Source organism: Amnibacterium flavum (assembly GCF_003097495.1).
GTDB lineage: Bacteria > Actinomycetota > Actinomycetes > Actinomycetales > Microbacteriaceae > Naasia > Naasia flava.
The window spans coordinates 1,306,172-1,320,590 of the sequence record NZ_QEOP01000002.1; the positions used below are offsets into that span (position 1 = coordinate 1,306,172).

The 14,419-nt window shown below is 68.8% G+C and carries 13 protein-coding genes; 1 reads left to right on the forward strand and 12 read right to left on the reverse strand.

Annotated elements, in window-relative coordinates:
- Positions 1–100: 100 nt before the first annotated feature.
- On the forward strand, positions 101–1,210 hold the full coding sequence (locus tag DDQ50_RS13870; RefSeq protein WP_116757272.1) for a DNA alkylation repair protein: 1,110 nt from the start codon (positions 101–103) through the stop codon (positions 1,208–1,210).
- On the opposite strand, the gene DDQ50_RS13875 is transcribed toward DDQ50_RS13870, so the two are convergent.
- The 12 genes from DDQ50_RS13875 to DDQ50_RS13930 form a co-directional block, all read right to left on the reverse strand.
- Positions 1,207–1,566 carry a nuclear transport factor 2 family protein gene (locus tag DDQ50_RS13875; protein WP_116757273.1) on the reverse strand — a complete coding sequence of 120 codons (360 nt, stop codon included), beginning with the start codon at positions 1,564–1,566 and terminating at the stop codon, positions 1,207–1,209. The two genes, DDQ50_RS13870 and DDQ50_RS13875, sit on opposite strands and share 4 nt — an antisense overlap.
- A gap of 52 nt (positions 1,567–1,618) precedes the next feature.
- Positions 1,619–1,915 (reverse strand): hypothetical protein, encoded by a 297-nt coding sequence (locus DDQ50_RS13880; RefSeq protein ID WP_116757274.1) that lies wholly within the window; start codon positions 1,913–1,915, stop codon positions 1,619–1,621.
- A 25-nt stretch (positions 1,916–1,940) separates the two neighbouring features.
- Positions 1,941–3,536, reverse strand: a complete 1,596-nt coding sequence (locus DDQ50_RS13885; protein ID WP_116757275.1) for an ABC-F family ATP-binding cassette domain-containing protein — start codon at positions 3,534–3,536, stop codon at positions 1,941–1,943.
- 467 nt (positions 3,537–4,003) lie between these two features.
- Positions 4,004–5,407, reverse strand: a complete 1,404-nt coding sequence (locus DDQ50_RS13890; RefSeq protein WP_165829827.1) for an HNH endonuclease — start codon at positions 5,405–5,407, stop codon at positions 4,004–4,006.
- 559 nt (positions 5,408–5,966) lie between these two features.
- Positions 5,967–6,437 (reverse strand): hypothetical protein, encoded by a 471-nt coding sequence (locus DDQ50_RS13895; RefSeq protein ID WP_116757277.1) that lies wholly within the window; start codon positions 6,435–6,437, stop codon positions 5,967–5,969.
- A 9-nt stretch (positions 6,438–6,446) separates the two neighbouring features.
- Entirely contained in the window at positions 6,447–7,604 is a 1,158-nt protein-coding gene (gene hutI / locus DDQ50_RS13900; protein ID WP_116757278.1) for an imidazolonepropionase, read from the reverse strand.
- Positions 7,601–8,881 carry a formimidoylglutamate deiminase gene (locus DDQ50_RS13905; protein ID WP_116757279.1) on the reverse strand — a complete coding sequence of 427 codons (1,281 nt, stop codon included), beginning with the start codon at positions 8,879–8,881 and terminating at the stop codon, positions 7,601–7,603. Before DDQ50_RS13905 ends, hutI begins: the two co-directional genes overlap by 4 nt.
- Positions 8,878–10,068 (reverse strand): allantoate amidohydrolase, encoded by a 1,191-nt coding sequence (locus tag DDQ50_RS13910; RefSeq protein ID WP_205663638.1) that lies wholly within the window; start codon positions 10,066–10,068, stop codon positions 8,878–8,880. Before DDQ50_RS13910 ends, DDQ50_RS13905 begins: the two co-directional genes overlap by 4 nt.
- Positions 10,068–11,717: a urocanate hydratase gene (gene hutU / locus DDQ50_RS13915; protein WP_116757280.1), complete on the reverse strand. Its 1,650-nt coding sequence runs from the start codon at positions 11,715–11,717 to the stop codon at positions 10,068–10,070. Before hutU ends, DDQ50_RS13910 begins: the two co-directional genes overlap by 1 nt.
- The gene (gene hutH / locus DDQ50_RS13920) at positions 11,714–13,267 is read right to left on the reverse strand and encodes a histidine ammonia-lyase (protein ID WP_116757281.1); all 1,554 of its coding nucleotides are present in this window, start codon (positions 13,265–13,267) and stop codon (positions 11,714–11,716) included. Before hutH ends, hutU begins: the two co-directional genes overlap by 4 nt.
- A 109-nt stretch (positions 13,268–13,376) precedes the next feature.
- On the reverse strand, positions 13,377–13,802 hold the full coding sequence (locus DDQ50_RS13925; RefSeq protein ID WP_116757282.1) for a hypothetical protein: 426 nt from the start codon (positions 13,800–13,802) through the stop codon (positions 13,377–13,379).
- Between the two features lie 32 nt (positions 13,803–13,834).
- A complete protein-coding gene (locus DDQ50_RS13930) occupies positions 13,835–14,311 on the reverse strand; it encodes a cucumopine synthase-related protein (protein WP_205663639.1) in 477 nt (158 codons plus the stop codon).
- Between the last annotated feature and the right edge of the window lie 108 nt (positions 14,312–14,419).

The window sequence follows — 14,419 nt, forward strand, 5'->3', positions numbered from 1 at the left end:
CGTGGTTCGTGCCGTCGAGGCGTGAGTGTGCTTGGGTGGTGATGGCCTCGTCTCCCGCAGTCGTCTACTGCGGTCGCTCGGCCACGAGGAGGATCGACACGTGCCATTCGCCGACGAGCTCATCGGCATCCGCACCGCCCAGGCGCTCGTGGATGCGATCGACGCCGCCGCGCCCGGCTCGCGTCTGCCCGCCCTCCGCGAGGCGGCAACCCGGCTCGACGACCTCTCGCTCCGCGAACGGGCGGACCTGCTGCGCGACGCACTGCTGCGGGACATCCCCGGCGACTACGCGCAGTTCGCGTCCGTCATCCGGGCGGCGCGCGACGGGGAGCTGCCCTTCAGCGGATGGCTGATCTGGCCGGTCACCGGGGCGGTCGCGCAGAAAGCCGTCGAGGAGAGCACCGACGCGTCGTTCGATGACGCGATGGATCTGCTCGCCGACCTGACCTCGCGCCTCACGGCCGAGTTCGCGATTCGAGTGCTGCTGCGGCACGACCTGCCTCGCGCGCTCGAGACGGCGCGCCGATGGACGGGGTCGGCGGACACCGATGTGCGCCGTCTCGCTTCGGAGGGCACGCGACCGTACCTGCCGTGGTCGGTCCGCGTTCCGGCGATCATCGTGTCGCCCGGCTCGACAGTGCCCATTCTCGATGCCCTCTACCGCGACCCCAGCGATTACGTGCGCCGTTCCGTCGCCAATCACCTCAACGACCTCAGCCGTGACGCTCCGGACCTCGTCGTCGGGACCGCACGACGATGGCTCGAGAACCCCGACGAGAACACGCCCGGGGTCGTCCGGCACGGCCTGCGGACGCTCATCAAGAAGGGGAACAGGGGCGCACTGGAACTGCTCGGGTTCACCCCCGCGAGCGTCGACGTCGTAGGCCCCGTCCTGTCGGCCGAGCGGATCGGATTCGGTGGGAGCATCGACTTCAGGGCGACGATCATCAACACGGGATTGGAACCGGCTCGGCTCGCGGTCGACTACACCGTTCACCATCAGAAGGCGAACGGTCAGCTGACCGGGAAGACGTTCAAGCTGACGACCGTGATGCTGGCGCCCGGCGAGGCGACGACGCTCAATCGGACGCACTCGTTCCGACCGATCACGACGCGGCGCTACCACCCGGGCGAGCACGCGATCGAGCTGCAGGTCAACGGCGTCCGGCACGGCCGTACGACGTTCGTGCTCGAGGCGCCCGACGACTAGGACTTCGTCAGATAGGTGTAGAGCGCGGTGATGCGGCCGTCCTTCACCAGGATGGTGTCGACCCCCGTGACCACCGGTTCCGCCGCTTCGGGACCGAATCCCCATGCGAGCGCACCGAGATCCTTCACGACGCGCGCGGGACCGATGGGGGCGAGCACGAAGTCGGCGGGCGCCTGATCGATGATCTCCTGCGCTTTCCGGCTGATCGCGTCACGGCCGACGGCCTCGCCCTCCTCGTCGGCGAACGCGGCGTCGACGACGAAGATGTCGGCGATCACCGATGCACGGATTCCGGGGTCCCGCTGTCCGAACACCTCGGACAGGTTCTTGTGGAGCAGGTCAGCGATCTCGGCCACGGGTTCTCTCCTCGTCAGGGTTGCTGCGTTCACGTATCCAACAGGTCCGAGATCACTCGGCGGGTGCGTCGTTCCGTGACCCGGGCGGCTCGCCCTCCCAGTCCGGGTGGGCGTCCCAGCCGCCGAAACGTCGTCGTGATGCCCAGACCGCCACTGCGAAGAATGCCAGATGGAATGCGACCCCGGCCACTGTCACCCAGGCGAGGACGGGGTGGCCGTGCAGGAAGCCGATCGTTATGGCGATTGCACCGAGGAGGAACAGGACCAGATACCCGAAGCCGAGCGCGACCTTGGAGGGGGCTCGCATGATGCGAACGTCCCACGCGATGCGCCGCAGCCAACCCGCCATCGAGACAGGCTAGCCGTGCCCTTGGTCAGGCGGCGCGGACGTCGATCTCGCCGACGGCTGCGCCGGGGGCGCCGAAGACGAGCATCCGATTCGCGATCTTGTCGGTGAAGAACCGGTCATGGCTGACCACGATCACCGCGCCCGGGAAGTGAACGAGAGCACGTTCCATGACCTGGGTGCTGGGCAGGTCGAGGTGGTTCGTCGGCTCGTCGAGCAGCAGCACCGATGCGCCGGACAGGAGGCACTGCGCCATCGCCACGCGGGCGCGCTGGCCGCCGGACAGTTCACGGATCCGCTTCTTCAGGTCGGCTTCGGAGAACTGGAACATCGCGAGGAAGCGGCCGACCGATTTGCGGGTGGCGGTGAGCGCGAGACTGTCGGGCATCGCGTTCACCGCGTGCGTCACGGTGTCGTCGAGGTCGAGGTCGTCGAGCACCTGGTTGTAGGAGACGATCTTCGCGCCCGACGCCCAGGCGACGTCGCCCGAATCGTGTTTCTCCTCCCCGGTCAGCACACGGAGAAGGGTGCTCTTGCCGCTGCCGTTCGCGCCGAGCACGACGATGCGGTTGCCACGGCGGACCTCGAAGTCGAGGCCGGAGAACAGGGTGCGGTCGCCGTACGACTTGGTCAGTCCGTTGACGCGGCAGAGCACGTCTTTGACATGGAGTCCGCGGTAGATCTCGGTGATGATCTCGTCGACGGGCCGCGGGGCGCGGTTCTTCTTGATGCCCGAGAGCTGTTTGTCGAGTCCCTTGCTGCTGCTCTTGGCGGCCTCGCGACGGTCGGCGATGCCCTCGGCCTCGAAGGCGAGGAGCTCGGATTCGTGGACGAACTGAGCTTCGAGGGTTTTGAGGCGGAACTGCTTCTGGATGACGTATTCGTCGAAGTTGCCGGGGTATTCGTGCAGGTGGTAGTTCTCGACCTCGACGATGCGTGTCGCGACCGCGTCGAGGAATCTGCGGTCGTGGGAGACGATGATCGCGGCGCCGTGGAAGTCGCGGAACCAGTTCTCGAGCCATTCGACGCCCGCGACGTCGAGGTAGTTCGTGGGCTCGTCGAGGAGCAGGATGTCGGGGTCTTCGAGCAGGATCTTGGCGAGGGCAGCCCGGTTGCGCCATCCGCCGGACAGGTCGTCGATGGCGGCCGTGCGGTGGGCCTCGGTGAAGCCGAGGGTGGTGAGCGCCTGGTCGATCTTGCGCGGGTAGTCCCAGCCGTCGAGGTGATCCATCTCGGCGAAGAGTTCGGACTGCCGGTCGATGAGCCGGTCGAGCTCGGGGCCGCCGGTGGGGTCGGCGGCGATCGCGGCGTCGATGGAGGCGAGCTCGTCTTCGACGGCGTGCACCTGGACGAAGAGGGCGTCGAGCACTTCGGTGATGGTGGCGGTGCCGTCGAGTTCGGAGAACTGCGAGAAGTAGCCGATGCGGGTGCCGGGTTCGATGGTGACGGTTCCGGTGTCGGGCTGGATCTGCTCGAGGACGAGCCTCAGCAGCGTGGTCTTGCCGGACCCGTTGCGCCCGATGAGCCCGACCCTGTCCTTATTCTCGAGGCGGAAGAACCCTTCGCGGAGGATCGGAGTGTTCTCGAGTCGAACACTGACGTCATTCAGTCGAACCAGGCTCATGCGGTGTCTGTCCCTCGTGGGTGTCAGCCGCGGCGACGGCGATCGGACCACCAGCCTATGCACCGGCGGCGGTACCACCCCGCCGCCCTCACCCGTTGAGCGCAGCGAAACGAAGGGACTCCCCTCAACCCACGGCCTGCGCGTCGCTCCGCTCTGCGGGCGGCAACACCCCGCCCGTTGAGCGCAGCGAAACGAAGGAACTCCCCTCAACCCACGGCCTGCGCGTCGCTCCGCTCTGCGGGCGGCAACACCCCGCCCGTTGAGCGCAGCGAAACGAAGAGACTCCCCTCAACCCACGGCCTGCGCGTCGCTTCGCTCTGCGGGCGGCAACACCCCGCCCGTTGAGCGCAGCGAAACGAAGAGACTCCCCTCAACCCACAGCCTGCGCGTCGCTTCGCTCTGCGGGCGGCAACACCCGCCCGTTGAGCGCAGCGAAATGAGCGTGCCGGGCGAAGGAAGGCCCGGTATCAGAACGGTGGGTGCCCGGTGCGGTTGGTTTCTTCGATCTTCTCGAACCATTTCTCGATCAGATCGGGGTCGGTGAATCTCGGCATTCGTTTCTCGCCGGGTGGAGCGAATTTGCGAACCGGTTTCGTGCGATAGACCCGCCCGGTCGGCGAAGTCCAGCTGATCTCTCCCGTGCCCTCGTTGCCGATCTTCCAGCGGCGTCGTTCTTTCACCAGATGATGAGAGACGCACAGCAGTTCCAGGTTTGCGAGTACCGTTTCGCCGTCTTCTGACCACGGTGTCGCGTGGTCGGCCTGGCAGTGCTTCGCCGACCGGGCACATCCGACGAACCGGCAGACCTGGTCCCGGGCTTCCAGGAACCGGCGCAGCTGCTTCGGCACGCGGTACGTGGTCCGGCCGAAGCTGACGATGGCCCCGTCTTCGGGGTCGGTCAGCATTCTCAACCAACCGGGGGCGGTTCCCGCGATACGGCGGGCCGTCTCAGCGTCGATCGGACCGTATCCCTCGAGATCGGCGGGTTCGTCGCTGACGCCCATCGCGGTGAGCACGGGCACGTGGACGAGGATCTCGGGGGTGACTCCACGCCGGGCGGCAGGAGTGGGGATCGTTTCGCTACCGGGCTCGAGGGGCGGCATGGTGCCCCACCCGTCGAGGAGCATGTCGCGGACCACATCGGACTCGATCTGCGCCAGGGTCCGGGTCTCGCCCTCGACCTTCAGGAGTCCCTTCGCGATGCCCGTCGCGACCGCCATGGCGGCGACACCATCTTCTGCGGCCAGGTAGTTGCCGAACCACGCCATGCCATCGCCTGCGGGTTCGAGCGCGATCCGACGCTCCGTGACCGCGACCCGGTGCCGTTCGACCATCGCCTCGGAGTCGAGTTCGGCGCGGATCTGGCGGGCCAGCCTTTCGAACCGGGACGGGATCAACTCGACCGCCCACGGCAGCAACCGCGCCTCGTACTCGGCCAGCAGCTCCGTCTTCAGGCCGACCGACTGCTCCACCAGGATCCGGGCGTGACGCTCGGAGAAGTCCGCACCGCGCAGCCCGGCGAGGGTTGAGGGGAACACGTTGACGAGGTTCCGGGCGAGCTCGATCGTCGACTGCGCGGACCGCTCGTGGACCTCGAGCACGGCCGCGACCTCGGCACGGAACTCCCGCCACTCCAGCGAGTCGGGATCCCGCCAGTCAGCGCCGTGGTCTTCGGCCCATTGGCGACGGAGGGCGTCGACGTATTCGAGTTGCTCGGCCTGGAAGATCCGCGTCATAGTGGACCGCTCTGCGATTCGCTCCACGAAATAGCGGGCCTGCGAAATCACCGGATATCCGCCGTTCTCGACGTCGTCGAGAGAGATCTCCTGCTCGGGGTAATCCCGGCAGAAGTCGCTCGGGGCCTCATCCATAGGGATATCGAACCAGCAACCACCGACATCGGGTCCGCTCAACAATGTCGGGAAATCCGCTCGTCGAAACGAAGTTCTCTCCTCCATTCCACGGCCTGCGCGTCGCTACGCTCTGCGGGCGGCCACCCCGCCCGTTGAGCGCAGCGAAATGAAGGAACTCCCCCCGGCCCGGTGCCTGCGCGTCGCTTCGCTCGGCGGGCGGCCGCCCCGGCCCGTTGAGCGCAGCGAAACGAAGGGACTCCCCTCGGCCCACGGCCTGCGCGTCGCTGCGCTCTGCGGGCGGCCACCCCCGCCCGTTGAGCGCAGCGAAACGAAGGGCTCCCCTCCATCCCGGTGCCTGCGCGTCGCTACGCTCGGCGGCCGGCGGCGGTCTCCCCTACAGCCCGGTGCCTGCGCGTCGCTTCGCTCTGCGGGCGGCCACCCCCGCCCGTTGAGCGCAGCGAAACGAAGGGACTCCCCTCGGCCCACAGCCTGCGCGTCGCTTCGCTCTGCGGGCGGCGGCGGTCTCCCCTACAGCCCGGTGCCTGCGCGTCGCTTCGCTCTGCGGGCGGGCGGCGGGCTAGGCGAAGCGGAGGACGCGGAGGCCGGCGGCGTCGAGGGCCGCGTGACCGGCGCGCTCCCGGAACGAACGCCAGCCGCGGCGAGGCAGAAGTCCCGGCAGGGCGAGGGCTACCTGGTAGAGCAGTTCCGCCGCGAGCAGATTCTGTAGCTTGTCGGGCGCGATGCGCGAGCGCTCGCTCTGCATGACGACCAATCGCACGGCGTCGGGAGCGACGACATGGTCGACAGCCCGGAGCATGCGCGACGCCTTCGTGAACGATGAGCGTCGCCCATCACGCTCCAACGCGAGGATCACGACCTGCGCCGGAGCTTCGGCCGTCTCGAGCGTCGTCAACGGGATGTTCGACTCCCGCGCACCCTGTCGCAGCACGTCGAGAAGCTCCCTCGCGTCGCCTTCGATCAGGATCGGGGTCTTCAGCAACCGCGACACCACCGCGCGCAATCGCGCTGCCTGCTTCGTCGACACCATCGGTCGAGCCTACGGGTTGGCGACCGACAGCACCCGGGAGACGAGCGGCACTCCGGGCCGATAGGCGAAGTGCACGTAGCTGGGCGCCTCGAGCAGAACCAGATCGGCTCGGCCGCCGATCCGCACGCTGCCGACGTCATCCCGCCGAAGCGCCCTCGCCCCTCCCGCGGTCGCCGACCACAGCGCCTCCGCAGGAGTGAGCCCCATGTCGCGGACAGCGACCGCGATGCAGAACGGCATCGACGAGGTGTAGCTCGACCCCGGATTGCAGTCCGTCGCGAGCGCCACCGTCGCGCCCGCGGCGAGCAGTCGGCGGGCATCCGGATAGGGCTGTCGGGTCGAGAACTCGACCCCCGGAAGGAGCGTGGCGACCGTGGAGGATGCGCCGAGCGCGTCGACATCCGCCCCGCTGAGGAAGGTGCAATGGTCGACTGAGGCCGCCCCGAGCTCGACGGCCAACTGCACACCCGCCGACTCGCGCAGCTGCCCGGCGTGCATGCGGACTCCGAGTCCCTTCGCCTGACCGGCGAGGAGGATGGCGCGTGCCTCGTCGACATCGAATGCTCCCGCCTCGCAGAACACGTCGATCCAGCGCGCGAACGGAGCCGCCGCGTTCAACATGGCACCGGCGACCAGGGCGACGTAGGCGTCACGGTCGTCCGCGTACTCGGAGGGCACGACGTGGGCGCCGAGATAGGTCGTCTCGGAGGTCAGCTCGCGGGCGATGCGGAGGGCTCGCGATTCGTCCTCGATCGTGAGACCGTAGCCGCTCTTCACCTCGACCGTCGTCGTGCCCTGCGCACGCATCTCACCGATCAACCGAGCGGCATTCGCCCTCAGCGCGGAGTCGTTCGCCTTGCGGGTGAGCGCCACGGTGCTGTGGATCCCGCCGGCGGAGTAGGACCGTCCCGCCATCCGGCTCGCGAACTCGTCGGCCCGGTCCCCCGCGAAGACCACGTGGCTGTGGCTGTCGACGAAGCCCGGGATGACGCATCGGCCGCCGGCGTCGATGCGGTCGTCAGCGGCGGGAGCATGCCTGCTCGCGCCGACCCAGACGATGGTCCCGTCGTCGATGATGACCGCAGCATCGACGAGCTCGGCGGTGCCCGGCCCGATCTCCGGATCGTTGGTCACGAGCAGACCGATATTGTCGACGATCGTCGTCATGGACGGACCCTTCCTATGGCGGCGGAGAGCAGGGAGGCGATATCTCCGAGACGGTGCACGCCGCCGGTCACGACAAGCTCGCCGTCCACCACGACTTCTCGGACGTCGGCGGCCGAGGCCGTCAGCCACATCTGGCCGGGGTCCGAACCGGCGGTCCGTGTGCTGGTGTCATCGACCGCGACCAGGTCGCACAGCGCGCCGGGTGCGATGGCCGCGACGTCCCATCCGAGGGACGCGTACCCGTTCGCGCCGGCCGCCTCCAGCAGGTCGCGGGGTGCGAACCGTCCCCGCTCGCCGCTCGCGAGCCGCTCGTTCATCTCGAGACCACGGATCTCCTCGAAGGGGTCGACGACCGCGTTCTGATCACTGCCGAGGGTCAGACGGACCCCCGCGTCGTGCAGCGCTCGAGCGGGACCGATGCCGTCGCCGAGGTCGCGCTCGGTCGTCGGGCAGATGCAGGCGAAACCGGTGCTCAGCGCCGCGACGTCGTCGTCGACGAGATGGGTCGCGTGCACGGCGGTGAAGCGGGGGCCGAGCAGATCGGCGAGGAGACGGACGGGCGTGCTCCCCCACCGCTCGATGGCCTGCTCGTTCTCCGCGGGCTGCTCGCTGACATGCGCATGCAGCAGGTCGAGGTCGAGATCCACCACCTCGGCGATGGCCGCCGGGGTCACCCCCCTCACCGAATGCAGCGCTGCACCGATCCGCGCCCGGCGACCCGGCACGAGGCGGGAGCGGCGTCGATGCCAGGCCTGCACCGAGCCGTCGCTGAATCGGCGCTGCCTATCAGAGATCGGTATGTCGATGCCTCCCTCGAGGTAGAGGGTGTCGAGGAGCGTCAGCCGGATCCCCGCATCGGCTGCCGCGGACAGGATGGCCTGCTCCATCGCGTCCGCCTCATAGGCCGTGCCGTCGGGCAGGTGATGCACGTAGTGGAACTCGCCGACCACCGTGTATCCGGCGAGGACCATCTCGGCGAACACGGCGGTGGCGAGCTCACGGTAGTTCTCGGGGGTCAGTGCGCCCGCGACGGCGTACATGCGCTCGCGCCAGCTCCAGAACGAGCCGCCATCGGCGTGGGTCGTGCCGCGAAGGGCACGGTGGAACGCGTGCGAGTGCCCGTTCGCGAAGCCGGGCAGCACGAGTCCCGGGAGGATCGTGCCGGCCGGAGGAGCATCGGGGGTGACGGACAGCACCCTGCCGCGGTCCTCCTCGATCCTGACCCCGTGGGCGATGGAGGTGGGAAGTACCGCATGCTCGGCCCAGAACAGATTCACGAGGCTCGAGATCGGAGGATCGACCTGAGCGCCGCCACTCCGAGGTCGCAGTCGTCGGGCTCAGCCCGTTCGGCTGGCGCATGCGAGATGCCGGTCGGGTTGCGGACGAGGATCATGGCCGCCGGGATCCCCGCGAGGGCGATCACCCCCGCGTCATGGCCCGCCCCGGACGGCAGGCGCGGCACGGAACCGCCCAGCACCCCGTCGACGCTCGCGGTGAGGTCGGCATCGAATGGCGTCGTGGAGGTCCAGGATTCCTCGACCAGCTCGACGCCCAGCTGGGCGATCGTCTCGCGCACGCGGGACTCGTCGTCGCCGCGGGCGTCGATCCAGGCCGACACGAGACCCGGCACCGCGTTCACGGCTCCCGGCTCTACCTTCACCTTGCCCACGGTCGCGAGGATGCCGGCGGCGCGCGCCCGCTGACGGACGTCGAGCACGAGCCGGGCGAGACCGATCATCGGGTCGTCGCGATCGGCCATCGGAGTCGTCCCCGCGTGGTTCTGGCTTCCCGCGATATCCGCTCGCCACCGACCGTGAGGCCAGATGCAGGTGGCGAGCCCGAGCGCCGATCCAGCGGCGCCGAGGCCTGCGGATCCGGAGTCGGTGCGCAGGTGTCCCTGTTCGACATGGAGCTCGATGAACTCGCCGATGCGAGCGATCCGCCGCCGGTCCGCGCCGAGATCGGCGGGGGCGATCCCCACTCGGGCCATCGCCTCGGCGAGGGTCACCCCGTCCACGTCCCGGAGCGCGAGGGCGCTCGCCGGGCTGATCGATCCCGTCAGGAGGCGCGATCCCACGCAGGCGACCCCGAAACGGGCGCCCTCCTCGTCGGCGAAGGCGACGACGGCGATCGGCCGGGACGGTTCGAAGCCGTCCCTCTGCAGGTCGCCGATCGCAGCGAATGCCGATGCGACGCCGAGTGGACCGTCGAATGCGCCTCCGCTCGGCACACTGTCGAGGTGCGAGCCGAGCACGAGCGCCGACCCGGGTGCCGCTTCGTTCCACCACGCCCAGAGATTGCCGTTGCGATCCGTCTCGACGTCGAGTCCGAGAGCCGCGGCGCACTGCTCGAACCACTGGCGGCACTCCGTATCGACGTCCGTCCAGGCGAACCTGTCGAACCCGCCGGAGCGCGGGTTGCGCCCGACCTCGGAGAGCTCGTCGAGCAGCCCGATGGCCGACATCAGTGCTCCCGCATCGGCACTCGGACTCCGAGCCGATCGGCGACGACCTCCGCCTCCTCGTAACCGGCGTCCACGTGCCGGAGCACGCCCATTCCCGGATCGTTGGTGAGCACCCGGGCGAGCTTCTCCGCCGCGAGAGGCGTGCCGTCGGCCACGGTGACCTGCCCGGCGTGGATGCTGCGACCGATTCCCACGCCTCCACCGTGATGGATGGACACCCAGGTCGCCCCGGAGGACGTGTTGACGAGAGCGTTGAGCAGCGGCCAGTCGGCGATCGCGTCGGATCCGTCCTTCATGGCCTCGGTCTCGCGGTACGGGGAGGCCACAGAACCGGCGTCGAGGTGGTCGCGACCGATCGCCAGCGGTGCGGAGACCTCTCCGGAGGCGACGAGCTCGTTGAACCTCAGCCCCGCCCTGTCGCGCTCGCCGTAGCCGAGCCAGCAGATGCGGGCCGGCAGACCCTGGAAGTGGACGCGCTCCCCCGCCATGCGGATCCACTTGGCCAGCGACTCGTTCTCGGGGAAGAGCTCGAGCACCGCTCTGTCGGTGGCCGCGATGTCTTCCGGGTCTCCGCTCAGCGCCGCCCATCGGAACGGGCCGCGCCCTTCGGCGAACAGGGGACGGATGTAGGCGGGGACGAAGCCGGGGAAGGCGAATGCGTCGCCGAACCCGGCGGCGAGGGCTTCGGTGCGGATGTTGTTGCCGTAGTCGAAGACCTCTGCTCCCTGCTTCTGGAAGCCGACCATCGCCTCCACCTGCTGAGCCATCGACTGCCGCGAGGCGTCGACGAAGCCGGGGTCGGCGCGTGCGGCGGCCCAGTCGTCGACCGAGTACTCGGTGGGAAGGTAGGCGAGCGGATCGTGAGCGCTGGTCTGGTCGGTGACGATGTCGATCTCCGCGCCCATCGCGAGCATCTGCGGGAACACCGTCGCCGCATTGCCGAGCAGACCGATCGAGAGCGGCTTCCGTGCATCGCGTGCGGCGTAGGCGAGCTCGAGGGCGTGCGTGATCGACGTCGCCTCGACGTCGAGGTAGCGATGCTCGATACGACGGGCGATGCGGGACGGGTCGACGTCGACGCAGATCGCGACGCCGTCGTTCATCGTCACCGCCAGGGGCTGGGCACCACCCATTCCGCCGAGTCCGCCGGTCAGGGTGATCGTTCCGGCGAGGCTCCCGCCGAACTTCTTTGCGGCCACCGCGGCGAAGGTCTCGTAGGTTCCCTGGAGGATCCCCTGCGTGCCGATGTAGATCCACGACCCGGCGGTCATCTGCCCGTACATGGTCAGACCGAGCTGCTCGAGTCGCCGGAACTCGTCCCAGTTCGCCCAGTCGCCGACGAGGTTGGAGTTGGCGAGCAGCACCCGCGGCGCCCACTCGTGGGTCTGGAGCACGCCGACCGGCTTGCCCGACTGGACGAGAAGGGTCTCATCGCCTTTCAGGGTCGCGAGCGTGCGGGTGATCGCATCGAAGCTGGCCCAGTCGCGGACCGCCTTTCCGGAGCCCCCGTAGACGATCAGCTCGTCGGGATGCTCCGCGACCTCGGGGTCGAGGTTGTTCTGCAGCATGCGGAGGGCTGCCTCCTGCGGCCAGCCGAGCGTGTTGAGATTCGTGCCGCGATGGGCGCGGACCGGGCGTGCTTCGCTCATACGAGCTCTCCTCCTGCTGTGCGGGCTGCGTCGAGCAGCGAACCGTCGATCACCATCGCGTGGGCCCTGGCGATCTCGGGGGCGAGATATCGGTCGGTGCCGGGTCCGTCGATCGTGGTGCGCATGCGGGCCACCACCGCTCCGGTCACGACACCGGGAACCGCGGGTGCTCGCATGTCCATCGCCCGCGCCGCGGTGAGCAGTTCGATCGCGACGACGCGGGAGACGCCGTCGACGACGCGACGGAGCTTCCGCGCTGCGGCCCAGCCCATCGAGACGTGGTCCTCCTGCATGGCGCTCGACGGGATCGAGTCGACGGAGGCCGGCACGGCGAGACGCTTGAGCTCGCTGACGATCCCCGCCTGCGTGTACTGGGCGATCATGTGCCCCGAATCGACTCCCGGGTCGTCAGCCAGGAAGGCGTTGAGCCCGTGGTTCCGGGACACGTCGAGGAAGCGGTCGGTGCGCCGCTCGCTCATGCTGGCGAGGTCGGCCGCGGCGATCGCGAGGAAGTCGAGCACGTAGGCGACGGGGGCGCCGTGGAAGTTGCCGTTCGATTCGATCCGGCCGTCCTCGGTCACCACGGGGTTGTCGACCGCGGAGGCGAGCTCGCGAGATGCGACGGTTGCGGCGTGGTCGATCGTGTCGCGCACGGCGCCGTGGACCTGCGGGGCGCACCGCAGCGAATAGGCGTCTTGCACCCGGGTGAAACCCGCCGGTCGCGCGAGCATCGGCGAGCCGATCAGCGCATTCCGCATGTTGGCCGCCGAATCGCGTTGCCCGGGGTGCGGCCGGAGGCCCTGGAGGTCGTCGGCGAAGACCGCGTCGGTGCCGAGGAGGCCCTCGACACTCATCGCCGCCGCGAGGTCGGCGGTGGTGATGAGCGCGCGCAGGTCGGTGATGGCGAGGACCAGCATGCCGAGCATGCCGTCCGTGCCGTTGATGAGGGCGAGTCCCTCCTTCTCGTGCAGTTCGAGGGGGGCGATTCCCGCGGCCGCGAGGGCGTCGCCCGCCGGCATCAGGATTCCGTCGGCGTCGCGGACGTCGCCCTCGCCGATGAGGGCGAGCGCGCAGTGCGCGAGCGGGGCCAGGTCGCCCGAGCAGCCGAGGCTGCCGTACTCGCCGACCACCGGGGTGATGCCCGCGTTGAGCACGGCGGCGTAGGTCTCCGCCACGAGGGGCCGCACCCCGGTGCGCCCCGTGGCCAGAGTCGAGAGGCGCAGCAGCATCAGCGCCCGGATCACCTCGCGCTCGACCTCCGGGCCGGTTCCGGCAGCGTGGCTGCGGATGAGCGACCGCTGGAGCTGGGCGCGCAGCTCCACGGGGATCTGCTTCGACGCCAGAGCGCCGAAGCCCGTCGAGACCCCGTAGTGCGGTCGACTGTCGGCGGCGAGCCCGTCGATGACGGAGCGGCTCGTCGCCATGGCCTCGAGCGATCGCTCGCTGACGCGGACTTTCGCGTCTCGGCGCGCGACGTCGACGACGTCCTGGAATGACAGCGCGCCGACGTCGATGACGACGTCGAGCGTGTCGGTGAGAGCGGTGTTCATTGGAGCCTTGCCTTGCGAGCGGGACCGGCGACCGGGGTCGTCCGGTGAGAGAGGGAGTCGACCCCGGCGGCGTCGGGACGCGGCGCCGCCGGGGGACGTGGGGAGTGGATCAGGCTGCGATCGCGAGTTCGACCAGCTGACCCTGCTGCAGCCAGTTCTTCATCCCGGCGAGAGCGAGCTCGAGCTCGCCCTCGACGACCTCGCCGATGTAGCTGATCTTCAACGGCTCGTCGGCCAGGTCGTCGCCGTACACGACGCAGAACTGCTGGCGTGGGTTGTACCAGCACACGGAGCCGCGGGCGTAGCCCTTCTCCTTGCGGCGCAGGGCTCCGACCTCCTCGGTCAGGTAGACGTTCTCCCACGGTGCGACGATCGGCATGGTCCAGAAGACCATCTCGCCGACGATCTTGCCGTGCTGGAGGATGCTCTTCTGCGGCAGGTTCTCCTTGAGCGCGGCGACGATCCCGGGGACCAGCTCCTCGAAGACCTGGATCTTGCAGACCTCGACACCGTCGACGGACATGATGAGTTTCATTTCGTGTGTTCCTTCGATCTCGACGTTGTCGCTCAGGCGCTGACGCGCTTGAAGCCGTTGGTGACACCCCAGGGGAAGACGGCGTCGACCCACATGTGCACCTTGTTGACGTAGCTGATGGCCGCGGCGGTGAGTTCGAGGAACTCCTCGATGCTCTCCGCGGAGTTAGCGGCCTCGACGTAGCGGGCGATGTGACCGCCGGCCTCGGGCATTCCGACGAAGTCGAAGAATGCGGCCTTATAGCCCACGATCTGGTTGACGAGCAGTTGGACCGTGACGAGGTCGAGCTTGTTGGTCTCGCTGACCTCGATGATCCCCCACAGCACCTCATCGGACAGGGTGCGCGCCTCGCTCTCGGCGAACATCAGCGTGGACAGGTACTGCCCGTGGGTTCCGGTGTTGCGGGGGATGATGCCCTTGCCCATATTCACGATCTCCTGGGGGCACTCCAGCCAGATCTTCTCGCGCTCGGCGTTCAGCTCCGCGATTACCTCGGTGACGATGCTCACTGGGAGCCTCTCCTTCTGTTCTTCTCGTTCATTGGTGGGTGTGCTGCGGGCAGGCTGAAGCAGCGCCGATCCGGGAGTCGAGTCCGAGATCGGCAGAGGATCCGCTGG

What these genes read in the sequence shown, in the direction of transcription:
- DDQ50_RS13895 (WP_116757277.1), bottom strand. Translation starts at nt 6,437, where the DNA reads ATGGTGTCGACGAAGCAGGCAGCGCGATTGCGCGCGGTGGTGTCGCGG.
- DDQ50_RS13925 (WP_116757282.1), bottom strand. Translation starts at nt 13,802, where the DNA reads ATGAAACTCATCATGTCCGTCGACGGTGTCGAGGTCTGCAAGATCCAG.
- hutI (WP_116757278.1), bottom strand. Translation starts at nt 7,604, where the DNA reads ATGACGACGATCGTCGACAATATCGGTCTGCTCGTGACCAACGATCCG.
- DDQ50_RS13890 (WP_165829827.1), bottom strand. Translation starts at nt 5,407, where the DNA reads ATGGATGAGGCCCCGAGCGACTTCTGCCGGGATTACCCCGAGCAGGAG.
- DDQ50_RS13880 (WP_116757274.1), bottom strand. Translation starts at nt 1,915, where the DNA reads ATGGCGGGTTGGCTGCGGCGCATCGCGTGGGACGTTCGCATCATGCGA.
- hutU (WP_116757280.1), bottom strand. Translation starts at nt 11,717, where the DNA reads ATGAGCGAAGCACGCCCGGTCCGCGCCCATCGCGGCACGAATCTCAAC.
- hutH (WP_116757281.1), bottom strand. Translation starts at nt 13,267, where the DNA reads ATGAACACCGCTCTCACCGACACGCTCGACGTCGTCATCGACGTCGGC.
- DDQ50_RS13885 (WP_116757275.1), bottom strand. Translation starts at nt 3,536, where the DNA reads ATGAGCCTGGTTCGACTGAATGACGTCAGTGTTCGACTCGAGAACACT.
- DDQ50_RS13910 (WP_205663638.1), bottom strand. Translation starts at nt 10,068, where the DNA reads ATGTCGGCCATCGGGCTGCTCGACGAGCTCTCCGAGGTCGGGCGCAAC.